General features: G+C 55.0%; 24 protein-coding genes. 10 read left to right on the top strand and 14 right to left on the bottom strand.

Features of this window, described 5'->3' with window-relative positions; genetic code table 11:
* Positions 1–3: 3 nt before the first annotated feature.
* From ACR0EO_RS16840 to ACR0EO_RS16830, 3 genes are all read right to left on the bottom strand, one after another.
* Positions 4–1,035: a branched-chain amino acid ABC transporter permease gene (locus tag ACR0EO_RS16840; RefSeq protein ID WP_480691720.1), complete on the bottom strand. Its 1,032-nt coding sequence runs from the start codon at positions 1,033–1,035 to the stop codon at positions 4–6.
* A gap of 105 nt (positions 1,036–1,140) precedes the next feature.
* Positions 1,141–2,487, bottom strand: coding sequence for a substrate-binding protein (locus tag ACR0EO_RS16835; protein ID WP_155147997.1), 1,347 nt, complete (start codon positions 2,485–2,487; stop codon positions 1,141–1,143).
* Between the two features lie 578 nt (positions 2,488–3,065).
* A complete protein-coding gene (locus ACR0EO_RS16830; protein WP_480691718.1) occupies positions 3,066–3,713 on the bottom strand; it encodes a class I SAM-dependent methyltransferase in 648 nt (215 codons plus the stop codon).
* A 96-nt stretch (positions 3,714–3,809) separates the two neighbouring features.
* On the opposite strand from ACR0EO_RS16830, the gene ACR0EO_RS16825 reads away from it, so the two are divergent.
* The gene (locus ACR0EO_RS16825; RefSeq protein WP_480691717.1) at positions 3,810–4,709 is read left to right on the top strand and encodes a LysR family transcriptional regulator; all 900 of its coding nucleotides are present in this window, start codon (positions 3,810–3,812) and stop codon (positions 4,707–4,709) included.
* 16 nt (positions 4,710–4,725) lie between these two features.
* Positions 4,726–5,217, top strand: a complete 492-nt coding sequence (locus ACR0EO_RS16820; protein ID WP_480691715.1) for a P-loop nucleotide/nucleoside kinase family protein — start codon at positions 4,726–4,728, stop codon at positions 5,215–5,217.
* A 120-nt stretch (positions 5,218–5,337) separates the two neighbouring features.
* Here ACR0EO_RS16820 and ACR0EO_RS16815 read toward each other — a convergent pair whose 3' ends face one another.
* Positions 5,338–5,751 carry a DUF4345 domain-containing protein gene (locus ACR0EO_RS16815; protein WP_480691713.1) on the bottom strand — a complete coding sequence of 138 codons (414 nt, stop codon included), beginning with the start codon at positions 5,749–5,751 and terminating at the stop codon, positions 5,338–5,340.
* Positions 5,752–5,779: 28 nt separating this feature from the next.
* Entirely contained in the window at positions 5,780–6,607 is an 828-nt protein-coding gene (locus ACR0EO_RS16810) for an SDR family oxidoreductase (RefSeq protein WP_480691711.1), read from the bottom strand.
* A gap of 101 nt (positions 6,608–6,708) precedes the next feature.
* Here ACR0EO_RS16810 and ACR0EO_RS16805 point away from each other — a divergent pair, with 101 nt between their 5' ends.
* Entirely contained in the window at positions 6,709–7,740 is a 1,032-nt protein-coding gene (locus ACR0EO_RS16805; protein WP_480691710.1) for an AraC family transcriptional regulator, read from the top strand.
* Between the two features lie 655 nt (positions 7,741–8,395).
* Positions 8,396–8,536: a hypothetical protein gene (locus tag ACR0EO_RS16800; RefSeq protein WP_480691709.1), complete on the top strand. Its 141-nt coding sequence runs from the start codon at positions 8,396–8,398 to the stop codon at positions 8,534–8,536.
* A gap of 156 nt (positions 8,537–8,692) precedes the next feature.
* Here the strand turns inward: ACR0EO_RS16800 and ACR0EO_RS16795 are convergent, their stop codons facing one another.
* The gene (locus tag ACR0EO_RS16795) at positions 8,693–8,935 is read right to left on the bottom strand and encodes a glycine zipper 2TM domain-containing protein (protein WP_480691707.1); all 243 of its coding nucleotides are present in this window, start codon (positions 8,933–8,935) and stop codon (positions 8,693–8,695) included.
* A 489-nt stretch (positions 8,936–9,424) separates the two neighbouring features.
* Here ACR0EO_RS16795 and ACR0EO_RS16790 point away from each other — a divergent pair, with 489 nt between their 5' ends.
* From ACR0EO_RS16790 to ACR0EO_RS16765, 6 genes are all read left to right on the top strand, one after another.
* A complete protein-coding gene (locus tag ACR0EO_RS16790) occupies positions 9,425–10,423 on the top strand; it encodes an AraC family transcriptional regulator (protein WP_480691705.1) in 999 nt (332 codons plus the stop codon).
* 220 nt (positions 10,424–10,643) lie between these two features.
* The gene (locus ACR0EO_RS16785; RefSeq protein WP_480691703.1) at positions 10,644–11,684 is read left to right on the top strand and encodes a transferrin-binding protein-like solute binding protein; all 1,041 of its coding nucleotides are present in this window, start codon (positions 10,644–10,646) and stop codon (positions 11,682–11,684) included.
* Between the two features lie 27 nt (positions 11,685–11,711).
* On the top strand, positions 11,712–12,944 hold the full coding sequence (locus ACR0EO_RS16780; protein ID WP_480691701.1) for a tetratricopeptide repeat protein: 1,233 nt from the start codon (positions 11,712–11,714) through the stop codon (positions 12,942–12,944).
* A gap of 275 nt (positions 12,945–13,219) precedes the next feature.
* Positions 13,220–14,236, top strand: a complete 1,017-nt coding sequence (locus ACR0EO_RS16775; RefSeq protein ID WP_480691699.1) for a Fe(3+) ABC transporter substrate-binding protein — start codon at positions 13,220–13,222, stop codon at positions 14,234–14,236.
* 117 nt (positions 14,237–14,353) lie between these two features.
* Positions 14,354–14,908, top strand: coding sequence for a helix-turn-helix domain-containing protein (locus ACR0EO_RS16770; protein WP_480691697.1), 555 nt, complete (start codon positions 14,354–14,356; stop codon positions 14,906–14,908).
* Positions 14,905–15,423 carry an N-acetyltransferase family protein gene (locus tag ACR0EO_RS16765; RefSeq protein WP_480691695.1) on the top strand — a complete coding sequence of 173 codons (519 nt, stop codon included), beginning with the start codon at positions 14,905–14,907 and terminating at the stop codon, positions 15,421–15,423. The genes ACR0EO_RS16770 and ACR0EO_RS16765 overlap by 4 nt, the downstream gene beginning before the upstream one ends.
* Positions 15,424–15,425: 2 nt before the next feature.
* Here ACR0EO_RS16765 and ACR0EO_RS16760 read toward each other — a convergent pair whose 3' ends face one another.
* The 8 genes from ACR0EO_RS16760 to ACR0EO_RS16725 all read right to left on the bottom strand — a co-directional run bounded on the left by ACR0EO_RS16760 (position 15,426) and on the right by ACR0EO_RS16725 (position 25,928).
* The gene (locus tag ACR0EO_RS16760) at positions 15,426–16,145 is read right to left on the bottom strand and encodes a response regulator (RefSeq protein ID WP_480691693.1); all 720 of its coding nucleotides are present in this window, start codon (positions 16,143–16,145) and stop codon (positions 15,426–15,428) included.
* A gap of 95 nt (positions 16,146–16,240) precedes the next feature.
* Positions 16,241–17,485, bottom strand: coding sequence for a molybdopterin molybdotransferase MoeA (locus ACR0EO_RS16755; protein WP_480691691.1), 1,245 nt, complete (start codon positions 17,483–17,485; stop codon positions 16,241–16,243).
* Positions 17,478–17,966 carry a plastocyanin/azurin family copper-binding protein gene (locus tag ACR0EO_RS16750; protein WP_480691689.1) on the bottom strand — a complete coding sequence of 163 codons (489 nt, stop codon included), beginning with the start codon at positions 17,964–17,966 and terminating at the stop codon, positions 17,478–17,480. Before ACR0EO_RS16750 ends, ACR0EO_RS16755 begins: the two co-directional genes overlap by 8 nt.
* Before the next feature lie 14 nt (positions 17,967–17,980).
* On the bottom strand, positions 17,981–20,185 hold the full coding sequence (locus tag ACR0EO_RS16745; RefSeq protein WP_480691687.1) for a HEAT repeat domain-containing protein: 2,205 nt from the start codon (positions 20,183–20,185) through the stop codon (positions 17,981–17,983).
* Between the two features lie 167 nt (positions 20,186–20,352).
* The gene (locus ACR0EO_RS16740) at positions 20,353–23,034 is read right to left on the bottom strand and encodes an arsenate reductase (azurin) large subunit (RefSeq protein ID WP_480691685.1); all 2,682 of its coding nucleotides are present in this window, start codon (positions 23,032–23,034) and stop codon (positions 20,353–20,355) included.
* Between the two features lie 13 nt (positions 23,035–23,047).
* A complete protein-coding gene (locus tag ACR0EO_RS16735; RefSeq protein WP_480691683.1) occupies positions 23,048–23,617 on the bottom strand; it encodes an arsenate reductase (azurin) small subunit in 570 nt (189 codons plus the stop codon).
* 5 nt (positions 23,618–23,622) lie between these two features.
* Complete coding sequence (locus tag ACR0EO_RS16730) at positions 23,623–24,810, bottom strand: cytochrome-c peroxidase (protein ID WP_480691681.1); 1,188 nt, start codon at positions 24,808–24,810, stop codon at positions 23,623–23,625.
* Between the two features lie 11 nt (positions 24,811–24,821).
* Positions 24,822–25,928 carry a cytochrome-c peroxidase gene (locus ACR0EO_RS16725; protein ID WP_480691680.1) on the bottom strand — a complete coding sequence of 369 codons (1,107 nt, stop codon included), beginning with the start codon at positions 25,926–25,928 and terminating at the stop codon, positions 24,822–24,824.
* Positions 25,929–26,007: the final 79 nt, after the last annotated feature.

Here is a 26,007-nt window from a genome sequence, read left to right as displayed (position 1 = left end):
CGATTATTCCTCCATCACGCCTTTGCGCCCCATCAACCCGCGCGGGCGTGTCAGAAGCACAATTATGGCAACAAGGTAGATGATGATTTGGTTGATCCCCGGGATAGTCGTGGTAGCCCAGGTCGTTGAGGCAAAACTCTCCAGAATGCCAAGTAGAAAGCCAGCCAGCACGGCCCCGGGCAGCGAGCCCATGCCGCCGACAACCACAACAACGAAGCTAAGGACCAGGAAGTCCATCCCCATGTGGTAATTTGGCGGGTTTAGCGGCCCGTACATTACACCGGCCAAACCGGCCACTGCGGCAGCAATACCGAACATGATCGTAAAGCGCCGGTCGATATTGATACCCAGCAAGCCTACGGTCTCTCGGTCCGCCATTCCAGCGCGCACGACCATGCCAAACGTGGTGAATTGCAGGAATGAGAAAACAGCACCGATAATTCCGACGGCAAATCCGAAGTAAACCAGACGCCAAATCGGATAGATTATGGCGTTGGGATCAAATCCAACCATTGTGCCAAGGTCGATCGAGCCGCTCAGCGCGTCAGGCGGTGGAGTTTGGATTGGATTGGCGCCGAAGAAATACTTCACGATTTCCTGCAACACGATCGCCAGACCAAATGTCACAAGAATCTGGTCAGCGTGAGGGCGCTTATAGAAATGCTTAATCAACCCGCGTTCCATCACGTAGCCAACTGCTAACATGATCGGGATCGCAAACAAGATAGCCAGAGGAACAGACCAATCGATGATCGTCGCACCGGCCTCTGGGCCGAACCAAGCCTCGACGTAAGGTGTTTCAACCTTCATTGGGTTGCCCAGAAAGTCAGTTTGGCTCTCGTCGATCGTCTCAAAGCTCAGGTTCAGGAGCTTTTGCAGAGTAACGGCACAGAACGCACCGATCATGAACAGCGCCCCGTGGGCAAAGTTCACAACACCTAGCGTTCCAAAAATAAGCGTCAGCCCCAGCGCAATCAACGCATAGGCCGACCCTTTGTCCAGACCGTTCAAAATTTGCAATAGGATGGCGTCCATTGGCCCCACCTCAGGGTTGGTCAGAGTGAAATAAGTGGTGTAACAGGATCAGCCCTGTTGCAGATGTCTGGCCACCTTTTGGCAGCCAGACTTAGACACGAGGACTTACGCGCCTGGGTTACACTCACCCAGTGAGCCACCGGCGAACATCGGATGCTCGGGATCGTATTCGACCTGCGCGCGTGGCGTGATCTCGACGATTTCCAGCGTGTCATAGGCGTTGGTCGGGTTCTCGTTACCGCGAACGACCAACACGTCCTTGAAGCACTGGTGATCCGCACCGCGGTACCAGGTCGGACCATTGCCCAAACCGTCGAACTCGAAGTCTTCCAGAGCTTCTACAACGCCGCACGGGTTGAATGTACCAGCACGCTCACAGGCATCAGCGTAAAGCAGAACTTGCGCATAGCATGTCTGTGCAGAGTTGGACGGCGGTTTGCCGTACTTCTCACCAAAGGACTTCACAAAGGCCTTGGTACCCTCATCTTGCAGCTGCCAGTTCCAGTTCATCGAACCCAGCACGCCTTTGATGTTCTCGCCTGCGCCAGCGGCCATCAGTTCCGAGTACAGCGGAACGACAATCTTGAAGTCTTTGCCGTTGGCCACCTTATCGAGCAAGCCAAACTGAATGGCGTTTGTGAGCGAGTTCACCATGTTGCCGCCGTAATGGTTCAGAACCAGAACGTCCGCGCCCGAGTTCAGAACCGGGGTGATATAGGACGAGAAGTCCGTCGACGCGAGTGGCGTTTTAACAGTGTTGACCGTTTCCCATCCCAAGGCTTCGGTTGAGGCAACAATTGACTCTTCCTGAGTCCAACCCCAGTTGTAGTCAGCCGTCAGGTGATAAGCGCGGCGCTCATTGCCCATCTCGGCAGCCAGCACCGGCGCGAGCGCAGCACCCGACATGTAGGCGTTGAAGAAATGGCGGAAACCATTGGCCTTTTTGTCCTTGCCAGTCGTGTCGTTGGCATGGGTTAGACCCGCCATGAATATCACGCCTGCTTCTTGACACAGGCCCTGCACCGCAACGGCCACGCCCGATGACGAGCCGCCATTGATCATAATGGCACCGTCTTTTTCGATCATCGACTTCGCGGATGCACGCGCAGCGTCTGACTTGGTCTGCGTGTCGCCTGTGACGAACTCGACCTTCTTACCAAGGATACCGTTGCCTTTCAGAGCCTTAGAGGTGAAGGTATTCAAGCAACCGCCATCTCCCTCACCATTGAGGTGTTCGACGGCCAGCTGTTGCGCCAGCAACTCGTCATTTCCCTCTTCAGCATACGGCCCAGTCTGGGGAACATTGAAGCCCAGGGTTACGGACCCTCCGGTAGGTTCGTTGGTGTAAGCAGCAGCCGACGAAGCCGTGAAGATCGTAGGCAGGGCCAGACCGGTACCTGCGACGGCACCAGACTTCAACACGCCGCGGCGTGTGACAGATTTATTGGTCATTAATTCCTCCCATTTCCCTTTCTTTCGTCGTTTGGCTCCTCTTCCAGCAGACGAAAGCGCACTTATGTGCAAATCAATAATGGGAAACCGAAGGAAAATTTCACAACAAATTACTGAATTTGAAATAAAATTTTGTAAACTTATTCACAAATTTCATCCATTTTTGTAAATTTCTTGCTGCCCAGATGAACTAACTCATCATATTTCTGATAGTTAGAAGCAAAGAAGCTCTTACCGCAGCTTCCGTAGTGACTAGTCTCGCACGCTTTGACTGGCACAAGCTGACACCAAACCGCAATCTCGAAGCAGTTTTCGCTTATTCAATTTTACACAAAACACTCTCGGGCACTGAGCCATCGAGTCCGACAAAGCCCGCCCTACCATCTGTCCGCTTTGGGCTCGAAGCGGTCGCACGCAGAATTTTTTCGAGCGCCTGATATGCGGACAAGGCTACCTCTCGCAGTAGCTTTTATGAGCTGGAAACAAACTCAAAAACCAATCGCACATTCGATACTGGCAGCCATTAGATTCTGCGATGCAATGACCGTTTCAGCAACGAAGATGAAAGCAGGGCAGGTTCAAGTTTTTTGCGCAACAATGTAACGACTCGGGAGTATTGAGGCTTGATCGGAAGTAAAAAGAACTTTGAAGCCTGCACGCTCAACTTTCCTATCAAGCACGGACATAGGCACGAAATCCACAAATGGGGCTTTCCCAAGAACCTGCATGATCGGGATCGCGATCCGACTGATCATCGTGTACTTGAGGCCACCTTTCTCAGGCGCGCAGACGGTTTTGGATATGAAAAGCCCACCCGGTTTTATCAGCGCAGAAATGTGCTCGAGCGCTTTGTCCAAATCGGGCAGGAGATGAAGCAAGTTGTGCGCCAGAACCGCATCGTAAGAACCTTCGTCAAGACTGTGCTCGAGGACTTCGGCCACCTTGAAAGTGACATTCTCCAATCTTTCCTTCGCGCGCTTCTCCTCAGCAATCTCGATCATGCCCGGAGCGAGATCCGTGGCCGTGATATGGGCGACATTCGGCGCAAGCAACAGCGCGGTTGACCCCGTCCCGCACCCGATTTCGAGTACGCTGTCCTCCGCTTTCAGGTACGACTTCGTACGTTCGAGTGTTTTCAGATACCCTTCCATGTTCCGGATGGGGTCTGCCGCATACTTTCGCGAGATTTTGCTCCAGAACGCAGCATCCTTGGACAAAGCAGCCATTTCATTACTCTCTAACAAGATTGTTGCCGCATTCTATATTTTCAAACATTCATTTATGGAATTGCTACAATTCTCAGAAGCGTTATGCATAAATGCATGAACTGGAAAGCCATCAATTTCGACTGGAATCAGGTCCGGTCCTTTCTTGCTACAGCAGAAGAAGGCTCGTTTTCCGCAGCGGCGCGCGTTCTCGAGCAAACTCAGCCTACTGTCGGTCGTCAGGTTGCTGCACTGGAATCGGCGCTTGGGATCACCCTGTTTGAACGAGTTGGCAAGTCGCTTAGTTTGACGACCGCTGGCGCTGAGCTTTTGGTGCATGTCAAAGAAATGGCGGATGTTGCGAACAGGATTTCTCTTACCGCGACAAGCCAGTCGCAAACTGTTGAAGGGCAAGTCAGGATTACCGCATCCGATGTGATGTCTGCCTATCAGCTGCCGCCCATACTAAAAAAGATCAGGTTTGCGGCACCGCAACTTGAGATCGACGTCGTTGCGGCCAATGACTTACGAGACCTACAGCGACGTGAGGCAGATATCGCAATCCGACACGTACGCCCGACGCAGCCAGATCTGACAGCAAAGCTTGTGGCCGAGGCGACAGCACATTTCTATGCGGCACCTACGTACCTTGATCAGGTGGGACGGCCCAAAAATGAAAAAGAACTCGCTAAGCTGGACTTTGTTGGATTTGGCGACATTGATACGATGATTGGTTTTCTCGATCCGGCGGGCATTAAGGTCACCCGAAAGAGTTTCCGGATTGGCTCACAAAGCGGGATTGTATCCTGGGAGTTGGTGCGCCAAGGTTTTGGCATCAGCGTAATGTCGGATGACGTGGCTGCCTTAACACCCGGCGTGGAGCGCGTCCTGCCTGACCGCGAGCCGTTTAAGTTCCCGATTTGGCTGGCGACGCACTCCGAGTTGCATACTGCACGAAGGATCAGGTTGGTGTTTGATCAACTGGCAGACCAACTCAGCACAGGGACCATCAGGTAATCCGAGGGGGTGCTCTATGTCAGAGGTTATTCCAACACTTCACTTGCTATGCGGCAAAGTCGCTTCTGGAAAATCAAGTCTGGCAGCGGAACTTGCGGAAAAAGACGGTGCCGTGCTCATTTCAGAAGATGAATGGCTTAGCGCCCTGTTTGGCGACCAGATGAACTCTCTGCAGGATTATGTAAATTGCGCTTTGAAACTGCGGCTGGTCATGGGGCGGCACGTGACTACGTTACTGAAGGCCGGCGTTTCAGTCGTTCTCGATTTTCCTGCAAACACAATTGAAAATAGAGCCTGGATGCGCGACCTGCTGGAGGACACCACTGCGGCGCACCAACTTCACTTTTTGGACTTACCAGATGAGGTCTGTCTGGGACGTCTGCACAAGCGCAACAAAGAAGGCGCGCATGCCTTCGCAGCAACGGAAGCTCAATATTGGCGTATTGCGCGGTATTTCATGCCACCATCACCCGACGAAGGTTTTAACGTCATAACTCACTATCAATAGCTCCGCGCATTCAGTACCTCGTGGCAGCACATTTGTGTGATGGCCACCCGCAAGGCATCGGCGAATGGCCTAAAGTTCAAGGACAGATTTCACTGCAACTAAGTTCCGGAGTTTGCGTGACTACGTGACGCGCATACCTGCCTTCTCGTGCCGTCCTTTGCCCGCAATCCACAAACACATAAGCCCAAGCACCACTTCTATGATCAGCGCAAAAAGAATGCTGTCTGATGGTCGCCCGTCCAGCACAAGACTAATCAAACGACCCGCGGCAAAGGCGAAAAACACAGCAGCTCCAAGCCAAGCTGCTGTCTGGGCCATCTTTTCGTATAGCGCACCCGACAGGATGATGAGGCCAAGTGCAGCCAGATTGGCAGCAGGTGCGCGCAATTCACTCATCAAGTTCGGCTGCGGCGAAATAACGATTCCGTAGCTGGAGTAAAAGGCCTGAGGGCCCAGTGTGATGATCAGCCCCATCGAAGTTGCGATCAGACCCGCCAACCCAAGGACAAGCCTGCGTTTTACGTCAAACGTCATGATTGTGTTCCTTTATCGTCAGACCAACTCAAGCAGCTTGTGTCCAAGCGCCGGACTTTGCGGCTTCATTTGCAAAATCGGAAAAGTCGCGCGGCGCTCGCCCTAAGGCGCGTTGAACACCATCCGCAACGTTCGAATTGCGGCCATCAAGCGTTTCCCTTGCAATGTCGGTAATCACGTCGGCGATCATTTCACCGCTCGCATTCATGATCTCTGCATGGAAGTCTTCGAACGAAATCGGCACGTATTGCACGGTTCTGCCCATGGCATTTGAAAGCTCGGTGGCCATGTCAGCGAAAGTCATAAGACGTGGACCTGTAACTTCGTAAAGCTCGCCAGTGTGTCCTTCCTCGGTCAAAGCGGCGACAGCGACGTCGGCAATGTCTTCCACGTCGATAATCGGTTCACGTACGTCACCAGCAGGCATGGGCAACACACCAGCCATTACCGGCCCTAGCAATGCACCTTCAGAATAGTTTTGCGCAAACCACGCAGCCCGGATGATGGTAAACGGCACATCGGAGTTCCGAACAACCTCTTCAGCACGCTCGGCGTGAAATTCTCCGCGCCCTGTCAACAGCACGAGCCGTTCCAATCCCTTTTCCCGGGCCAATGTCGTGAAGGCCGCGACTTGCTCGACCGCGCCCGGAAAAGCAATGTCCGGAAAATAAGAAATGTAGGCAGCAGAAACACCATCCAAAATTGCAGGCCACGTCTCTGGCTTTTCCCAGTCAAATGGCGTTTGGCTATTCCGCGATCCGCGCCGAACTGCATGGCCTTTGTCTTCCAGGCGCGTCACGATACGTGAACCTGTTTTACCTGTTGCGCCAAGCACGAGAATGGTTTGCTGTGTCATCGGTCATCTCCGTAAAATCAGACAATGACCCGTAAATAGGAAAATACGAAGGATGATGAATTCTCTAATATCCTATTATCTTATCCATTCGTCCAATTGATGTGGACAATTGGGGATATCTCGAACAGTCTGAAACAGTGAACCAGATCAATCCACATATTCCCGACCCCGATGCTCTGGCGCAGCCAATTGGCGATCCGCTTGGGGAAATTCTTCATCTTCTGAAACTGACAGGCACATTCTACTGCCAGTCGCGCATGTCTGCGCCGTGGGGCGTTTCTATACCTGGCTTCCCCGAAATACTGAGCTTTGCCGTCATCACGCACGGGCGTTGCGTAATAAGGGTCGGAGAAGATGCACCGTTTGAAGTCGAAAAAGGCGACTTGGTTCTGATGACAAATGGCGCTCCTGTTGGTTTTTCCAGCTCAGAAGGCACCCCACTTCTGAAACTGGAAGAACTGCCTATACGCAAGGTGACCGAGCTCTATGAAACATTGGAGTATGGCGGGGGTGGCGCCGAAACCGGAATCATGTACGGGCTTGTCAGGATAGATCACGCGGCCAGCGGCATGTTGATGGCCTTGCTTCCCGACGTACTCAAGATCGATCCGTGGGAAGAGGACGCCGGGAGCTGGCTACAAGCAACTTTGCAATTCATTGCAAGAGAGGCGCGTGAATTGCGACCGGGCGGCGAAACAGTAATTACACGCTTGGCCGATGTGGTTGTTATCGAAGCCATTCGCCGATGGCTGAACAGCGCGCCTGGCGCCAATCGCGGTTGGCTCAAAGCCGCCAGGGACCAACAGATTGGCCGCACCATTGTAGCCATTCATCGCGCGCCCGCAGCAAACTGGACAGTTGAATCCCTTGCACAGGTTGCAGGTATGTCCAGATCGGCATTCTCCGCACGGTTTACAGAGCTCGTCGGTGTTCCCGCAATCCAATACCTTGCGACTTGGCGGATGCATCTGGCACGGGAAAGATTAATTGCAACCGATCAACCGATTTCGCAGATCGTCGCGGACGTAGGATATCTATCTGAACCTTCCTTCAGCAAAGCATTCAAACGGGTTTTTAGCGTGCCTCCGGGGAAAATCCGAAGGCGGCAACATAAGGCGCAAGGCACTGACTAGACGAAAGCAGACAGGTGTCGCAGCAAGCTTAGTAACTTTGGATCTAAGAAGGTCAGCTTTGGGCTCTTTGCGGATCTCGGATGTAGAGCAGCATTTTGTGATAGGACGCTCCGGTCAACGTCGGATTGTCGTTCTGGGAAGGCATGGCGGATCGGAGGATCAGTTCTGGAACACACAAGTTTAACTGCCATTCGTGTTCTCGACCCCGCTTGGAACAAGGGCTGGATCGTCGGCCAGAAACAACCCCTGAAACCAAAGCATGTCTGGGCAATCCGAGTGCGACTTAAATTGACCCAGAGCCTTCGCTACTTCGAACTGTTCTAAATGGCAATCGACAGCAAGATGCGGGTCTGCGATCTAGTGAAGATGAAGAGCGTTAATGTCATGGCAGCTTGTCAAATCAAGGAACGGGCTTCGGTCCTTTAGACCAAGACGCAGAAACCAATCCTGTGAGGTATCCGAAGGCTCGCGAGCCCCTGTTGAGACATGGATGGAAGACGAACTGACGGTCGGTTCCGAGTACTTGTGATTGGGTCGAGCTCATGAACGACTGCACATCTCGGCACACCAATACGCACGGATTGTCCGCGCTTGAGTCACGTCGATTGGTATCGAGGCGAGCGCCTATGGCTCCCTTTCAATGAGGCGAGCCAGGGTGAGTCAATTTTACAAGAAGACCGGAAACCTTCGAGCTATTCACATTCGTCTTGGCCACACCAAGATGGACAGCCCCGTCGGATATCCAAGTGTAGAATTCGAGGATGCCTTGGCTATCACCGAAGCCATTGAAAACTAGGTTGAAGGGCCGTCCGAGAGGACGACCCAATGTAGACATTCAGTGATCGAACTAGGTTCCGCACTGAAGACCGTCACAAAGGTCATTCGCTGCAGGTACGGAAATTTAGAGTTGAAGAACTTTCAGTGCACTAACTAAGTCGTCGACTAAATACCGTCAGTGACAGGCTGATTGACCTGCATACATCCCAAGGCCGGCCCCGGCGGCCGTAGAAAGGGTCTTGCCTGTTCCGCCACCGAACCGGTTCCCGACAACGCCACCTAGGGCTGCACCACCCAGAATTCCGGCAGCACACCGCGCATCATGCTGTACCTGCGCCTGCGTTGGCGTTGTTGGTGCTCCGCATGCAGCCAAGAGCAATGAACCACCAAGAATGCTTGTTAACATTATCTTTTTCATTTTCATCGCCTCTTCATTTGGCAAATGTGTCGTTCTGTTAGGTGGCCCGTGGGTGGCCATCGTACAAGGCATCAAACACCGCATTAAAAAATGTTAACCTACTCTTAACAAAGGTAACTCAGGGCTAAGCTTCGCCTCTGACAATCAAGTAAATCAGTAGTCATCTTGGAAGTTTTGGGCATGCAGAAGAAAGCGATCTGTCTTCGGTCTGTATCTGTTCGGCCCAAAGTTGTCATTCAACACACCCTGCGACGCTGCACTGCAACCCGTTGAACCTGCCATTCGCGGCACGCGCAAAATACAAATATGGCTGAACGGGCTAAAAAGCCGGACATAGTCGCCGCTAGACGAACCGAAGCCCTTGGAAGTCTGCGAGTGGACTTCGCCAAAACTAAGACTGGCGAAGCAGTCTGGTCCAAAGCGCACACAAATGCATTCTCACTCACGAGTTCTTGACACCTAGGCTTAAAGTCTTTTGGAATTTCTGCCATGGCATCGACACACATAGGCACATGGGGGCAGACACTGGTAGAAGCCCTTCGAAAGCAAGGCCTTTCAGACCAGCAGATTGTCGGAAACACTGGCATCAATTTACGTCAACTCGATGGTGACGCACCTCGCATAAAGTTCGATGATTTGGCACAGCTGTTTGAGCGTGCGGAAGAATTGACGAACGACAACCTTATCGGTTTCAAACATGGCCAAGGTAGTGACTATTCGCGCGGTGGGCTGATTGCTTACACTGGAACATCTTCACCCACCGTACGGACACTGTTGCACAATCTCGCCCGCTACCAACGCATTTCGAGTGATGCCATAGTCATCAACGTTGATAGACTGGACGACATGGGCGTTGTTGAATGGCATTTTCAAGTGCCGAGGAGCACAGTGCGCCGACAGTATGTTGAGTTTGGCGGAGCGGGATTAATTGACGTGTTGCGCCGCCTCACAAATCGCGAGATTAGGCCGCAGAGAGTAGAGTTCAGACATTACCGTAAATCAAACACGAAACCGCTTCGTATGTTCTTCGGGTGCGCGGTCGAGTTTGGATGCGATGAAAACCGCATTACGTTCAAAACAGGTGATCTCGATATACCGCTGCGCAGTGCAGACGGAAATCTCTACAAGTTACTAAGGAAATTCGCTGAAGAGGAACTGAAGCTTCTCCGCTCGAAGAAGCCGTCCATAATAATCTCTGTTGAAAAATGCATAGCAGCAGACCCGACAAAAACTCACGCAGATGTAGCAAAAGAAATGGGCATGAGCACTCGGACTCTCGCTAGACGATTGACCGCTGAAAACACAACATTTTTCAGTGTGGTTGAGGGGTATCGAGAAGCGATGGCAAAAAAGATGCTCGCAGACACCGATATGCAGTCCACAGAAGTCGCCTATGTGCTTGGGTATGCTGATGCCAGCACTTTCAGTACGGCGTTCAAACGGTGGGTGGGAAAAACTCCCACGGAATACCGAGATCAGATCTCTTAGGCTTTGACCTAATGAAAGCTGTGAAAAGTACTCGGGGTCAGCAACGTGGCGAACGTGAAGAATTACGCAATTGTAAGCACAGTTGGAATTGCTTTACCTCACTTTCTCAACCTCGTTGAGGATGAGCAGGTGATTGCCCACAAAAATTACGACAAGACCCGTAGGATTTCAGTCGGCCGTCGCTGATTGAGGTATCCTTGAGCACTAAAACTTCGCCAATTTGACCGACATTCTCGAGCTTTTGACCGATATTCAAAGGCTGAAGCCGATCAAAGGGCACAATTTCTTAGCGAGAAAAATCCAGCAGCACGAACCGTGCCGCTGCCTCGTCAAGAATGGAAAAATCATGCTACTTAGAATATCTATGGTGCCCGCACTTCTTTTGTCCGTCGCAGCTTGTGGTGGCGGCGGTGGTGGTGGATCATCTTCACCATCAACACCTGCAGCTGGCACACCGTCCAACCCTCTATCCTTTGAAGGGTTTTCAAAACTTAAAGTTGACAAGACCACAAGGCTGACCGGTGTTGCACGCGTCATTCCATTTTCTGTGAATGGCGATGGTACCTTGAACTTTGGCAATACAGAATTTGAAGTCACTTCTGCAGATATCACGCCGTCTTCGAGTGGATCTGGAAAACTAGTACTGAGGCAAGAAGGCCAACCTAACCTCTCCTTTGGTGCAAATGACGAATATTCCTATTTCTACAACGGTTCTATCCTAGCTGTGAAATCCGACGGGACTGGCTTTGCCGTTTTCGCGGATGAGACGCAAAACGGGCATGAGTACCAAAGCTATGGAGCATGGGTAAATACTCCAAACGGGAACTCAGGTTGGGCAAACGCCGCGTCTTTCGGCAAACGCACACCAGAATCAAATATTCCTACGGGAACTTCTGCAACATATACAGGAAACTCAGTAGGAATTGTTGCTAGTGCCAATGGCGCTTCTGGAATAACTGACAGCCAAGTATCGGTGTCAACAGACTTTAGCTCCGCCACCCTGACCAGTTCAAACACATGGGTCACAGATCCAACAACTGGTGTTTCCGAAACCGCTGGTGAACTGGACTTCTCAACAACGATTAACGATGTCCAAGACGGATTTGGCGTTGGTTCAATTTCAACAGCAACCCAATCCGGAACTGCTTCAGTCGGATTTTACGGTCCCAATGCCGAAGAAGTCGGTGGAGAGTGGGGAACTACGGGCACTTTCAATGGGTCAGAGTTCAAGTATGGCGCCGCCTATGGCGGAAAACGCTAGTCAACACGCTTGAATCGGGAGGCCGCAATGAAACTGGCTAGTTTGATTAAAATGTGTGTTGTCATACTGACTGTTTCGGTCGCTCCGGCGATTGCCGCAGTGGATGACGAACTCAAAATTGAAGCTCAGTTCCAAAGTGGTCTGGAAGCGATGGTAAATGGCAATTTCGGTGAAGCCATTGCCATTTACCAGAGTATACTTGCTCACGACCCGAGCCTTACTCGTGTACGTCTCGAACTTGCACGTGCATACTTTCTCAGCGAACAATGGAACCGTTCGCGATCTGAGTTCTTTAAGGTACTATCTGGAGACATCCCCGAACCTGTACGACAGAAAGTGCTTGGATTTATTCGGGCCATCGATGCAAGACGCGGCTTCGAGTGGGACCTTGAACTGGGCTTCAAGCGGCTGGGAGCAACCAGAAACTATGACACCGACGAAATCGACTTGGATTTCTCCGGTGTAACGCTACCCGCAACCCTCAATAGATCAGACGAAACCAGTAATGGTGTGGGGTTCTCTGGTTCAGTGCTTTGGCGGAAGGGTTTTGATAGCCTGTCGAACGACAGGAAAACTGTGATTGGATTTGGCGAAGTATTTTCGTTTGGCGATCTAGCAGATGATCAGGCATTCCGCGATGTAACTCTTGGCTTGCGCGGCGGTGCTAGGTTTGTCTTCCCAAACACAACGGCGGCCATTAGCCCCGTCGTTTCGACGCGCTACATCGCAGACAAACACATCGAGGACAGGCTTGGCGTAGAAACATCGTTCGAGCGTAGGAACTTAGAAGCGTATTCGGTGTTTGGTTTTTTAGCAGGCTACAGCATCGAAAACAGGTTTGATAATACCTTTAGCGGTCACGCAATCAATGCGAGCTTGGGAGTACGCCGTTCGATCGGCGGCAAAAGTACGGTTGGCTTCTCTGTATACGGAGAAACTAAATCCACAGATCGCGATATCGATACATATCAAACGGTTGGCCTAGAAGCTTTTGGGTCCTTCGATGTAGGTGCAGGGCTTGTTGTGGAGCCAAGAGTGTATTTTGCTCGAAAGTTGTTTGAGAATTCTAACCCACTATTCACTGGTGACCCTAATGAAGATCAAAGCGGAGGCGGTGTGCGCGTTGAAAAACGGGACCTGATCTTTGCCAACGGTTTTGTTCCTTTTGTTGAAGCCGAATACAATCGGACAAAGAGCGGAATTGATGCATTTAGCTACGATGAAACTCTATTCAATTTGGGTCTTACAAAAGCGTTCTAAGGAGTTTGTCGCAATGCTCATTGCTGTGGGCCACTTCGGGCTCGGAGCAATCGTCTACCCCAAAACACTATCCCAACAGCAGATGACTGTCTGCTGCGGGATTTAAGCAGCCGTATTAAAACCGCTCCGCGCGTTCTCAATGCGATCAGTTCTTCGCGACAGCGACCATTTGACCAACTAAATCTGTCGGATTTCCTTGCATCCCCCTCAGAATCGTTTCATTGACCTTTTTAATCAGAAACAAACTGCCACAGCTTTCAAAGTTGGGAGATACGATGCTGAAATCCTCTACCTGCGTTGCCGCCGCCCTGACGGCCATGATTGCAACTTCCGCCGTCGCCGAGGGGGAACTGAACCTCTATTCCTCGCGCCACTATGACACCGACGAAAACCTGTACGGTGATTTCGAAGACGCGACCGGCATCACCATCAACCGTATCGAAGGCAAGGCCGACGAACTGATCGCCCGGATGGAAGCAGAGGGTGCGAACTCGCCAGCCGACATCCTGCTGACCGTCGATACCTCGCGTCTGGCGCGGGCCAAGAACGCAGGCATCCTGCAATCGGTAGACAGCGAGGTTCTGGAAGAGCGCATCCCTGCCAACCTACAGGACATCGACAACGAATGGTTTGGCTTTTCACAGCGCGGCCGCATTGTCTTTTTCGACAAAGAAAATGTGACCAACCCTCCGGCGACCTACGCGGACCTGGCCAAACCGGAATACAAAGGTCAGATTTGCATCCGATCTTCCAGCAACACTTACAACCAGACCTTGCTGGCCTCGATCATCACCCATGAAGGATCCGAAGCAGCCAAAGCCTGGGCTGAGGGCATCGTCGCCAACATGGCGCGCGATCCTCAGGGCGGCGACACCGACCAGTTGCGCGGCATCGTGTCGGGTGAGTGCGATATCGCGGTGTCGAACACCTATTACTTTGCCCGCGCCATCCGCAAAGACGTCAAGGGAGTGTCCGCTGACATCGACTCGATCGGCTGGGTCTTCCCCAATCAGGACAGCACCGGCGCGCATATGAACTTGTCTGGCGCAGGTGTGGCCGCGAATGCACCGAACAAGGAAAACGCGATCCTGTTCCTAGAATACCTGGCCAGCGACTCGGCCCAGAAATATTTCTCGTCAGGCAATGACGAATTCCCGGCAGTGGAAGGCGTTGAACTTGTGGACTCGGTCAAGGCTTTGGGTGAGTTCAAGGCGGATGAGGTGAACCTCTCCGAGGTCGCAAAGAACCTTCCCGAAGCGCAGAAGATCTTTAACGAGGTTGGCTGGAACTAATTCGGAAAAAACCCGAGCAGTGAAAAGGGCGCAGAAAATTCTGCGCCCTTTCTTATTGTCTTCACTGATTTTTTGCTACAATATTCCATAAATGAACATGATTCCCATATTTGAACAATGCTAGATGATCTTTCAAACCGCCTAGCCAACCGCCTGAAGGAACTACGCCAAAGTCGCGGATTGTCGTTGGACCAACTGACCGAACAAAGCGGTATCAGTCGTGCCACCCTGTCCCGGATGGAAAAAGGCGACGTCAGCCCCACCGCTGAAACACTCGGTCGACTTTGCGCCGCGTATGGCCTGCCGATGTCTCGTCTGCTGATGATGGTCGAAGACAGTTTCGACCCGCGTGTGCCCTTTGAACGTCAACCGGAATGGCGCGATCCCGAAACCGGGTTCACGCGGCGCTCCGTTTCTCCACCAGCCACTGGCCTAAGCGCAGAGGTTCTTGAGGGGCATCTGCCGCCTGACACAGTGATCGCTTATGACTCGCCACCTAAACCCGGGCAAGAACACCACCTGATCATGCTGGACGGTGCACTTACGCTAACGGTGGACGGCACCTCGCATGATCTGAACGGCGGTGATTGCCTGAGGTATCATTTGTCTGGTCCTACCCGTTTTCAGACTACGGCTGCACGAGGGGCCCGATATTTGTTGGTGCTGCTATGATTTCATGTCTGAACGAAAACAGCTTTGACGCGGCTCTGACCGATTTGACGGACATCTTGCATGCCTGCGTCCAAGATGGAGCCAGCATAGGTTTCATCCACCCCTTCACGCCGGATCAGGCCGGTGCCTATTGGCAGAACCGCGTGCGACCCGACCTGCAAAGCGGCGCGCTGGACTTGTTTGTGGCCCGTGAGAACGGGCGAATTCTGGGAACGGTGCAGTTGATACCGGCAGCGATGCCCAACCAACCGCACCGCGCCGATGTAGCCAAGTTACTGGTCCACCCCGTGGACCGGCGCCGTGGAATTGGTCGCGACTTGATGGCCGCGCTACAGGACCGCGCCATCCAGTTGGGTCGAACACTTCTGGTGCTTGATACACGCAGCACTGATCCATCGCGCATATTGTATCAAAACCTAGGATTTCAGATCGCCGGAGAGATTCCGGACTATTGTCGCAACCCATTTGAAAATCGGCTGGAGCCCACGACGTACATGTTCAAAGATCTGAGTTGAGCTTAGCTTTTACGCACGCTTGCAGCAAAGCAGTAGCCAATACCGTGCACGGTTTTGATAAAGGTTGGCACGGCCGGGTCGGGCTCAATCTTTTTGCGCAGCCGTGCAACATGAACATCAATGGTCCGGTCACCAACGATGGTCTCGCGCCCTCGTGCCTTGTCCAGCAGTTGATCTCTGGAGAAGACCATGTGCGGATTGGTAACAAAGGCCAGCAGCACGTCGAATTCAGTGGTCGTCAAAGGTGTTGACTCGGAGGCACCAAGTGCCGTCAGCGTGCGTTCATTTACATTCAGCACCCAATCACCGAATTTGACCTGAGGCGCCTCGGGCTCATTCACGCCCTTCTCCTCGGGTCGAGCCCGGCGCAGAACGGTTCGGATGCGTGCCAGCACCTCACGCGCCTCAAAAGGTTTGGTGATGTAGTCATCAGCCCCAAATTCCAGCCCGACAACTCTGTCAAAGATCTCATCCCGCCCCGAGAGAACGATGATCGGAATATCGGAACTCACACGCAGCTCGCGTGTGATGTCGAACCCGTTACGACCTGGAAGCCCGATATCTAACAGGATCAGGTCAATCTCGGATTTCCCAAGAATCAAGTCCATAGCATTGCCGTCCGCGGCACAGCTCACCCGGCAGCCTTGTTTTTCAAGGTAGCGCTGCAGAAAGGATGTAATCTGCGGGTCATCGTCGACGACAAGGATATGTTCTTTAATCATAATCGAGTCCGGGCGGGCGTGTTGAGCTGGCGCGGAACAGTTGTAGCCGCTGCCGCCCGGCTGTTGCAAGAACGTGGCTGGCCTGTTCATCGGGGTCAGAAACGCAAGAACTTTAGCCCGTGGCCTTCGGGCAGTGTCTCGGTTTCGGCGGGAATGACGGCCAAACCATCCGCCTGAGCCAACAACGCGACCCGACCACTGTACGAAGGTGCCATTAACCGCAGCCGGGGATTTCCATCCGGTGCCGTCCCCTCGATCACGACTGGACGGTATTCTTGGCGCCCTGCACGACGCTCCAGAGGCTCGGCCAGAACCGCCTGCTCGGGTTTCTGCGGAGAGTCATGCAGACCCGCCCGACGCGCCATCATGTGCGATCCGATAATCTGCCAGGTGACATATGCCGAGACTGGGTTGCCCGGCAGCCCGACGTATAGCGCGTCACCCCGGCGGCCGAACATGATCGGTTTGCCCGGCTTCATTGCCACTTTCATCACATCGGTTTGGCCACCGATTTCAGCAAACAGGCGCGGCATGTGGTCTTCATCACCAACCGAAACGCCACCCGTTGTAATGATCAGATCCGAGGCGTCGCAGGCCTCGCGTAGTACGCGCTCTAATAGCTCAGGATCATCCTCAACCGGGCCTTTGTCGGTCAGGTCGATCCAAGGTTTCTCTAAAAGCGCCCTCAACATAAAACGGTTCGAGTTATAGATCTGACCGGGTCCAAGTGCCTCGCCCGGCTGGCGTAGTTCGCTGCCCGTTGAGAAGATCGTGACCCTAAGCTTTCGGTAAACGGTTACTGCACCATACCCAGCTGAGGCTAACGCCGCGGCTTCGCGCGCTGTAATTTCACACCCTCGGCGCAGAATCGGCGCTCCGGCTTTCAGATCTTCGCCTGCACGGCGGATATGCTGACCGGGTTTGGGGCGGCGAGTAAAACGGATGCCATCAGCGGTAACTTCGCAATCTTCCTGCATAAGTACGGCATCAAAGTCCGCAGGCACCGGAGCGCCTGTGAATATCCGCAAAGCGCTTCCTTCGGGGGCGTCATGAGCGCCACTGTCTCCAGCAGCCACACGCCCCGCAACGGGCAAATCCAATAGTGGGCCATCGCCAAGATCACCCGTGCGGACGGCGTACCCATCCATGGCCGAGTTATCAAAAGCCGGCATATCAACTTTGCTGGTGCAATCCTCGGCCAATACCCTGCCGATAGCTTCGATCAACGGTAGCGTTTCTGTGCCGGTGACCGGATCAGCTACGGCCAATCCCCGAGCCAAAGCCTCGGATACCGTCAGGTACATATGGCTCTGTCGATCACATACGCATCCATCAGCCATTTTGACCCTCCAGTCGTTCAAAAAGCTCTTCAAAGCCGGCTTGTTCAGCCTCACCCAAATTCGGCAGATAGTCGCGTGCTTCGTCCATGTTGGAGCTTGGATCCCCAACAACTAACAGCATCACCATACCATGCCGACCGTGCACCCGGCAGCGGATGCCATAGACGCCCTCTTTCTCGAACGTCAGATCCATTTCGGGCTTTCCGCGAATTTCAAAGCCACGCGCACCTACGGGGATCATGCGAAGAATTGATGTCACTGTATGGCGCCCGGTCGAACCTTTGAATCGAACGGTCGATCCGGCAGGGACATGCAGCAACTTGGGCTCGAACCGAAAAGCATGAGCAGGTGTGTCGGCGTTTGGATCGATGATCTGATGCACGACTGCGACTTCGGGAATATCCTCGGCCTGCGCAGCGGGGGCAAAAACAATAGCCCCCGCAATCACCGACGCTGCGATTGCCTTCAGCGAAATCGTCATCTGTCTCTCCGAATTCAGGCTGCCCGCGAAGGTTCCCCCAGCAGATCTGCCAATGCACTGATCATCACCGGCCACTGAGAGCGACGATCCTCGTCACGCAGTTCGGTCAGCAATTCGCGCCCAATGGACAACAATGCCGGGGCGCTGTCATTGACATAGGTCACGATACGCTGCTCGGGATTGGCGAGAAGGAAGGGTACAATCGCAGCCCCTGCCTGATCAGGTGCCGTTTCCGACAACAGCCGCATTGCAGCCTGCCGCACCGGGGCCGAAACGTCGTCGAGCAGGCTGCGCGCTACATCCGGTGTTCCGTTCCACTTAGTTAAAATATGCATCGCATCGATGCGGAACGGAGTATCCCCGGTCTTTAGCATCGCGCGCAGCTTGCCTCGTAGTGCGTCCTGCGGGGGCAATTCGGACTGTTGCAGCAGTTTCAACGCCTGCAATGACAGGGACGAATCCGTGTGCGAGAGACCTTTAGTGATCAGCTCGACCAATTGCACCTCACCCAGTTCGGAACCGTTGCGAGCGATTGCGCCCCCCAAGGCCGCGAAGGCTTGTTGTGCAACTTCGGTATCTGGGTCCTGCGCGATTTGCGCCAACATGACCTGCATGCCACGCACCTCACCCAACAGGCGGATGGCTGACATCCGGGTTTCACGCTCCAGCGCTTCGGCGTTGTCATCCAACGCAACGCGACGCCGTTTGGGATGACGAGTTGCCTTGGCCAACAACGCCTGTTCGCGCGGTGTCAAAGGTTGAACTTCGTCTTCCTGAGCCTCTTGAGTTATCTCAGCAGCAATGGCGTCGTGACCCAGAATCGCTCCGAGACTAGAGGTTGGGCCATTGTCGCCGCCCTCAGACACATCCAGACCGGCCTCCTCCAGCGCGGCGATGTCGGTTTGCAGAACTTCTTCGGGTTCCTCTTCGACGGCAACTGGCATCGGGGCCAGAGCAAACGACAACAGCAATTCGCGACCCTGCTGCTGGTTCACATGCGGACGGTTCGCGTCGGTGACGATCATCGCCAGTGACGCAACTGCCTTGAGCCGCACCGACCGGAAAGGCGAGCGGCAGGCGCGTTGCAACCATTCGGCCGCCTCGCGCAGGGGCGAGGAAGCCAGCGCATCAACGATAGCCCATTGGATACGCTCGGCCTTAAGGTCATCGGCATCAACCGAGAACAAAGCGTTCAAACGGTCGGCTACCATTTCCGGGGCCAGCGCAGCCAGCAGGCCCAGCGCTTGCGCAGACACCTCGCGCTGTTGACCCGTAGCGAGGAAGTCCAACACCTGCCAGCGCAGGTCGTCCTGATCGGTGATCGGCGCACTGCGGTCGAGCCGTTCAATAAGCGCCAGCTGCACCTTGGCTCCGGGGTCGCGCATCATGCGGTCCAGTAGCTCAGGTTCCGAGAAACCGGCCTGTTTCAACGCCGCGATGCGGATATCTTCAACCGCGTCTGTCAACGCCTGTTCGACCAGCGCCGCATCGTTCGGCATCAGTGCCTCATAGGCGATCAGGCGCGCTGCGCCATCCTTATCGGTGACGGCCTTGCGCAGGGTGGCTTCGGCCTCAGCCCCACCAATCTTGGCCAGCGTGCGCAGGGCGCGGTGGCGCAAGCGGCGGTTCGCGGATTGGGTGAACACACCCAGTGTCGGCACCGACGGCTCTCCTATCCGGCCCAACGCCTCGCAGGCAACGTCGCCCAATTCTTGCCCGTCTTCGTCCATTAAAGCCATCACAATGGGTTCAATCGCCGCCGTGTCGCCCATCTGACCCAACGCCTTGATCGCGGCGATTTGGGTATCAAGCCAGTCGTCCCATTCATCTTGGTGCAGTTCGTCTTCGTCCCACGTGATGTCATCCCCGCGCCCGGTCACTAGGGTGCGCAGGTAGGGCGCAGCGTCTTGGGATTTTAACTCGGCCAAGGCGGTCACACAGGCCAGTTTAACCTCACCGCAGGGGTCATGGATCAGGTTCTCAAGCAGTTGCGGAGCGGCCTCTTGCACACCCAGTGCACCCAAAGCTTGGGCTGCGTCCTGACGGACATCCTCATCGTCATCCAGTAATGCCTCGACCAAAGCCGGGCTGTTGCTGGCGCCAATGGCCGTCAGTGCCTGAACGGCGCGCAGGCGGATAACGTCAAATTCGGATTTTGCATATTCGGAAAACAGGCCGGTGGCCTCGTCACGCAGAGCGGTATCGGAATGAATGTTCATATCAAGCTGCCATGTTTGCGGTTGGGTGGGTTGGGTGAAAGTGGAAGGCAGGTTTCCCAACCGATACCTGCCTTCCAGTCGAACCGGGGACGCCCGGCCCATGGTCCCTTCTGCAGTGGGACCAAACCCGAGGGGCGGCATGGCGTCCGCCCCCCGGAAAGCTGTCATCAGGCGATGTCGCGCGGTGCAAAGGACATCGTACGGAACGAGGTCTTGTAGGGGCTCGGCCCCAGTTTCCGCAGCTTGGCAACGCCCATCTTGTAGTTGTAGTTGCCGCTGATCCAGTCGACGATCCGACCCTCAAGCGCATTCGCAGGCTGCTGCATGTGCAGGAAGTCCATGTAGACCACGCTTTTCTTGATGGCGGGCGTGACCATGGCCACGGCGGTGATCGCCGCTTTGGTCAGCTCGATATGCCCGTTCTCCATCAGTTTCGAGAACTGGAAGTCATCTCCTTCCACACCCAGCAGCGTGTGCTTGTTACCCGGAACACGTTCCGAGTAGACCATCACATAGTCGCCGCTTTCGATGCCACGCTCGGCTGCATCGTCGGGGTGAATCTCAACCCAGTTCTCCGGCCAGCGCTGCACGATATACGGGCGGCGGCGGTCGTCAAAGCCGGACTGCCAGCGTTCATTGATCCGACCGGATGTGGCCCAAAGCTCGCCTTCTTCCTTGTTCGGTTTCAGCCATTCCCAATAGTCCGAGAACAGGCCCCAAGGCGATTTCTGGATGTTGCACTTGCCAGTCTGGCTGTTGAAATGCGTCAGCTTCTTGTTGAACACATCCTTACCGGCTGCACCGGTATCAGGCAGCGTGCGGGTTGTGTCGTGCAGGCGCTTGGTCTCAATCAGCGTAACACCATCGGCATCCAGCATGACCGGGCATTGCACACCGTCGGTGCCGAATTCACGGACCTTCTGATGCAGGCCTTTGCCCTCTTTCTTGGCCAGACGGTAGACGGCGTGGAAGTCCTTGCGCGACCCGCGGGTAAAGCGCACGGCCTCTTCTGCGACCTCATTCGAATTTTGCCAATCGAATCCGTCAAAGCCCATCCGCTGTGCCAGTTGTGCGATAATCCACCAATCGGGTTTCGCTGCACCGGGGGCGTCATAGAACTTCTGATACAGACGCAGGCGACGTTCACCGTTGGCGCGCAGGAAGTCTTCTTCGCCCCAGGTTGCTGCAGGGAACACGATGTCGGCGTAACGGTTGCCGATCGGGTCCTGCAGATAGATGTCCTGGTTGATCACCACCATACCGCCGCTGTCGGCCCGGGCCTTCAGCGTATCGATCATCTCTTGCTTATCGAAGCTGGCGATCTGGTGCGGGTTGCGGACGGTCAGTTCCTCGAACTTATCGGCCAATTGCTGCGATCCGCACATGGACTGGATCCATGTGGTGCCGATCACATGGGCCATACGGGTATGGCCAGCGATCAGATATCGGTCGGTATCCATGGCGCGGCGACGGCGACCGGGCAGTTTCTCGGGCGATTTGTTGCGCGGGTACTTCCCGCCCTTCACGCCGCCCCGCTGGTGACCGCCGGCCCGGCCAATGACCTGACCCGGACGACCGCCACAGCCACAGATGATGCCCAGCGCAGAGATCGCCTGCGTGTTGCCGGTGTTGTTGGACCAGTAGAACCCTTTCTCGATCATGACCGAGGTTTTCGGGCGCGAGCCGTCCTCTTTGGGTTTGGCGAGCCACTCGGCAGCCGTATAGATTTTCTGCACGTCGATCTCGGCCATGGCGGCGGCGGTTTCAGGCGCGAACTCGTCCTGCGACAGCAGCCATTCCTTCCAGTCCTCAAAGCCTTTGGTCTGGAATTTGCCCCAGGTCGTACGCCACTGCCATGGCGTGTTGCGGGTACCCTGACCAAAGCCAGACGAGCTTTCCCACTTGTTGTTGACCCACTTCTTGATCCAGTCGCTGTCTTCCCAGCCATTTTCCACAATGACGCGGGCAATGGCGTTGACGACCAGCAGGTCAGTGCCGGGCAGCACGTCGATATGCAGGCCACCCATCTTTTCAGCATGGGCCACACCGGCAGACCGGCGCGGGATCAGGTAAATCTCACGCTGACCATTCTGCATCCCCTTCATCATCCACTGGGTATACAGGATGGTCTTGGTCTCATACGGGTCGGTGCCGCAGACCAGAAGGGTTTCCGCATCCCGCCAGTCTTCATACGACGGGCCGAAATTGTCGAAACCTGCATCCCGGAAACCGGGGGTCGAGGTCACGTCGGACGGCGTGTCGTGGAAGGTGAAGTTGGCGGTGTTGATATGGCGCAGCGCGTATTTCGAGATCGCATAGGTGTTCTCGATATACTGATAGCTGAAGGTTTTCACGCCATAGGCATTGGTGCCGTGCTTGGCGATGACGTGGTTGCCCACCTCAGCCGCCACATCCAGCGCCAGATCCCACGGAACCGGCATAAGGGTGCCATAAATCCGCATCAGCGGCGTCTTCAGACGGTCGCGTGTGGGGGTCTGCGGATTATAGCATTTCTGTGCGATACACCCGCCCCGCAAAGAGCTGTCGCCGTCAGTGTTGACAGTCTGGTTGTCCTTGTCCGGAATGATCACCACATGATGCGGCTGACCTTTGTGCAGAACGATGTTGTGCTGGTTCGGAGCCACCCATGCGCCCAGAGGGGCGACGGGGAAATCCTCGCCAAAGGCGTTTTCATCCGCGCCGGGTCCGCCCGGCTTGGCCGTCACGGGCCAACGGTAGACTTTGTAACCACAGGCCACGATGCAGTAGTCGCAGGCGGTCGAGATGACCTCGGCCCCTTTGGGCGGCAGCGGGACGTTGGTTTCGGGTACGTAATACGGGGTTGCCATGATTCCGTTTCCCTTATGCAATGAGGTTGTCGTAACGGCCGTAGATCAGGCCGAACATGCCAACGGCATAGATGTCATCGCCGTCCAGCTCCAAAAGGACCTGCGGCAACGACTGGTAGGCCTGCCCCGAGACGAGGATGCCGTGCCGTGTCACGTCATAGGTGGACAGGTGCAGCGGGCATGGGCCCAGCACCTTATGTTCAGGCTTGTAGCTGTCATACATCGACCCGCCCTGGTGGGTGCAGGTGAGGTTGAAGGCCACAACGTCCTTTTGCGGACCGACGCCGCCGCCGCTTTCCACGCCGGTCTTGACCAGGATCGAGTCCGAATAGTCACCCTCATCCGGATAGTAGAACTCGACCGGCACATCCTGTTCCAGTTCGGACAGTTTGCCGATCAGCTTGCGCGGATAGGTGGACACAAGGGCGGGCACCTGTTCGGCCTGACCGTGGCGGGTGGGCATGGCCACCATCACGGCAAAGGTCGTGGCACCTGAGGCGAACAGGAACTGGCGGCGGTTCACGGTGCAGGCCTTTTTGGCCTCGCCCGAACAGCTGCATCCGGTTGCGTTATGATCTGTCATGACGCTTACTCCTCTGCTGCAACCGCAGGAAGCGGTTGGTAGTCCGGCAGGTCGGGTTCCTCGATCAGGATTTCCTTGCCGGACAGGGATTTCAGGAAGGCCACCAGATCCGCCTTTTCCTGATCATTCAGGCCAAGGGGTTGGATCAGTTGGGATTTATTGGCCGAGAACTCATTCTCGCCGCCGCCCTGGTTGTAGAACTCAACCACATCCTCGAGCGTCTCCAACATGCCGTTGTGCATGTAGGGTTCGGTATAGAGGGTGTAGCGCAGAGACGGAGTGCGGAACTTGCCTTTGTCGGCCTTTTCCTTGGTACGGAAATAGAAGCCGGGGTCGTCCTTGGTATGGCGGTACATCTCTTCGGTCGAGCCTTTGGCATAAAGCTCATACCGGAAGGTGACTTGCGCCAGACCGTCATCCTGCCAACCGTCATAGGCGGGCACGCCGGTGTTGTAGTACTTCTCATCCGACAGCAGTGCGCCGTTGTGGCATTCGGAACATTGCGCCTTGCCAATAAACAGCTCGAGCCCGCGTTTCTGTTCCTCGGTCAGCGCCGCATCATCCCCGCGGAGATAGTTGTCGAAGGGCGTGTCAGTCTGAACGATAGTGCGCTCAAACGCGGCGATGGCGCGCCATGCGTTGCTGATACGCGGCCACTGGTCGCCGAAGACATCGTTGAAGCGTTCGACGTATTCGGGAACAAAGGCAAGACGAGCCTCCATCATGTCGGCCTCGCCGTTACCGGCAACCGCACCGCCTGCGGCGGATTTGGCCTGGCTTTCAAGGCTTTTGCTAGAACCCGCCCAGAACAGCTTTCCGTAATAGGCCGAGTTCACAATCGTCTGGCTGTTGCGCCAGTGGGTCGTACCCGGATAGCCGAACGAAATCGGTGCTTCGACGTCCCAACCCACATCCGGCATGTGGCAAGCCGAACAGGGCGTCGACGGGTTGCCGCCCAGACGCGGATCGAAGAACAGCATCTTGCCCAGTTCGATCTTGGCCTCGGTCTGGGGGTTGTCCAGCGGGATGGGCGGCTCGCCCAGCGCCACCAATGGCGCATCCGGGTCGGGGTCTGCCCCGCCGATACCGGCCTCAATCTCCATACTGGTTTCCGCAATGGCCTGCGAACCAAGGACGGCAAACAGGGCAGCGGTGGCGATTGTGCCTTTGAAGTAAGACGAAAGGTCTTTCATGGGTCCACTCCTCAGTTTGTCGCGTCTTGCCAGTTCTCGATCGGCGCATAGTCCGTATCGATTTCCTCGGCGACGAATTCGGGGCCGGTCAGAGGCTCGCCGGACAGCGCCTTGAGGAAGGCCACCAGCTGAGCTTGCTCAGTCTCGTTCAGGTTCAGCGGCTTGATACGCGGATCCTTGTTTTCATCGTCACCGCCACCGGCGTTGTAGAAGGCCACCACATCCTCGAGCGTCGCCAACGTGCCGTTGTGCATATACGGCGCGGTATAGGTCAGCTCGCGAAGCGTGGGGGTCATGAAGGTGCCGAAGGTGTCGGCGGTGTGGGTGCGGATGTACGCTCCGGGGTCGGCGCGCAGGTTCATGTAATTCTCGACACCCAGAAACTTCATCATCGTCACAAAGGTGATGTGACGTTCGGGGGTCGCCCAGATATCGGGGTTGTCACCGACGCCAATATTGTGTGGCAGGTCATCGGTGAACCGCTCGCCCGCGTGGCAGGAGTTGCAGCCGCTGGCATTGAACAGCTCATAACCCGCCTTGGCCTCTTCTGACATCTCGCCGGTGTCGAACGGAGCTCCGCGCGAGATCAGCGTTTTCAAGTATTCCGGGATCGCGTTGCGGACACCGCCGTTCGAGGGCTCACCAAATCCGGCGGCTTCGAACATCTCAACGTAGACAGGGTCCTGTTTGATACGTTCCTGCATCAGACGCATGTCCATGTTCATGGAATAGGTCTCGGTGATGCTTTCGCGGGTCACGTCGTTGAGGTTCGTGCCAATTCGCCCATCATGAAACCACGCCGCGCGCTTGGCGCTGTTGATCAGCGTCGGCACATTGCGGAAATGAAGGTTTCCGGCATAGGCATCCGACAGGGCCTGCCCATCGGTGAAGCCGTTTTCCGGTTGGTGGCAACTGGCGCAAGACAGCTCAGTATCGCCGGATAGTCTTGGATCAAAAAACAAACGTTTGCCAAGCGCCGCCTTGGCTGGGTCGAACTCTATGGCTTCTACCGGGCCCGGCTCATCCGCCTGGGCCTGGTGAACCGGTAATGCAGCACAAATCGTCAGTAATGAAACTGTCGATAGTGCCGAGAACCATGTTCTGGCTTTGGTCATCATCTGAAAGCCCCTTTTTTCGCTATTCCGATCACTCGGTTGGCCGAGGACCGGCTATGCGAACCCTAAGGGGCAGTTGTTT

It is taken from the genome of Ruegeria sp. BE9 (genome assembly GCF_056538765.1).
This window is presented reverse-complemented; position numbering and strand designations above follow the sequence as displayed.

What these genes read in the sequence shown, in the direction of transcription:
- ACR0EO_RS16765 (WP_480691695.1), top strand. Translation starts at nt 14,905, where the DNA reads ATGATTTCATGTCTGAACGAAAACAGCTTTGACGCGGCTCTGACCGAT.
- ACR0EO_RS16750 (WP_480691689.1), bottom strand. Translation starts at nt 17,966, where the DNA reads ATGACGATTTCGCTGAAGGCAATCGCAGCGTCGGTGATTGCGGGGGCT.
- ACR0EO_RS16835 (WP_155147997.1), bottom strand. Translation starts at nt 2,487, where the DNA reads ATGACCAATAAATCTGTCACACGCCGCGGCGTGTTGAAGTCTGGTGCC.
- ACR0EO_RS16725 (WP_480691680.1), bottom strand. Translation starts at nt 25,928, where the DNA reads ATGATGACCAAAGCCAGAACATGGTTCTCGGCACTATCGACAGTTTCA.
- ACR0EO_RS16840 (WP_480691720.1), bottom strand. Translation starts at nt 1,035, where the DNA reads ATGGACGCCATCCTATTGCAAATTTTGAACGGTCTGGACAAAGGGTCG.
- ACR0EO_RS16730 (WP_480691681.1), bottom strand. Translation starts at nt 24,810, where the DNA reads ATGAAAGACCTTTCGTCTTACTTCAAAGGCACAATCGCCACCGCTGCC.
- ACR0EO_RS16770 (WP_480691697.1), top strand. Translation starts at nt 14,354, where the DNA reads ATGCTAGATGATCTTTCAAACCGCCTAGCCAACCGCCTGAAGGAACTA.
- ACR0EO_RS16825 (WP_480691717.1), top strand. Translation starts at nt 3,810, where the DNA reads ATGAACTGGAAAGCCATCAATTTCGACTGGAATCAGGTCCGGTCCTTT.
- ACR0EO_RS16745 (WP_480691687.1), bottom strand. Translation starts at nt 20,185, where the DNA reads ATGAACATTCATTCCGATACCGCTCTGCGTGACGAGGCCACCGGCCTG.
- ACR0EO_RS16755 (WP_480691691.1), bottom strand. Translation starts at nt 17,485, where the DNA reads ATGGCTGATGGATGCGTATGTGATCGACAGAGCCATATGTACCTGACG.
- ACR0EO_RS16740 (WP_480691685.1), bottom strand. Translation starts at nt 23,034, where the DNA reads ATGGCAACCCCGTATTACGTACCCGAAACCAACGTCCCGCTGCCGCCC.
- ACR0EO_RS16810 (WP_480691711.1), bottom strand. Translation starts at nt 6,607, where the DNA reads ATGACACAGCAAACCATTCTCGTGCTTGGCGCAACAGGTAAAACAGGT.
- ACR0EO_RS16830 (WP_480691718.1), bottom strand. Translation starts at nt 3,713, where the DNA reads ATGGCTGCTTTGTCCAAGGATGCTGCGTTCTGGAGCAAAATCTCGCGA.
- ACR0EO_RS16775 (WP_480691699.1), top strand. Translation starts at nt 13,220, where the DNA reads ATGCTGAAATCCTCTACCTGCGTTGCCGCCGCCCTGACGGCCATGATT.
- ACR0EO_RS16820 (WP_480691715.1), top strand. Translation starts at nt 4,726, where the DNA reads ATGTCAGAGGTTATTCCAACACTTCACTTGCTATGCGGCAAAGTCGCT.
- ACR0EO_RS16815 (WP_480691713.1), bottom strand. Translation starts at nt 5,751, where the DNA reads ATGACGTTTGACGTAAAACGCAGGCTTGTCCTTGGGTTGGCGGGTCTG.
- ACR0EO_RS16735 (WP_480691683.1), bottom strand. Translation starts at nt 23,617, where the DNA reads ATGACAGATCATAACGCAACCGGATGCAGCTGTTCGGGCGAGGCCAAA.
- ACR0EO_RS16780 (WP_480691701.1), top strand. Translation starts at nt 11,712, where the DNA reads ATGAAACTGGCTAGTTTGATTAAAATGTGTGTTGTCATACTGACTGTT.
- ACR0EO_RS16790 (WP_480691705.1), top strand. Translation starts at nt 9,425, where the DNA reads ATGGCATCGACACACATAGGCACATGGGGGCAGACACTGGTAGAAGCC.
- ACR0EO_RS16760 (WP_480691693.1), bottom strand. Translation starts at nt 16,145, where the DNA reads ATGATTAAAGAACATATCCTTGTCGTCGACGATGACCCGCAGATTACA.
- ACR0EO_RS16795 (WP_480691707.1), bottom strand. Translation starts at nt 8,935, where the DNA reads ATGAAAAAGATAATGTTAACAAGCATTCTTGGTGGTTCATTGCTCTTG.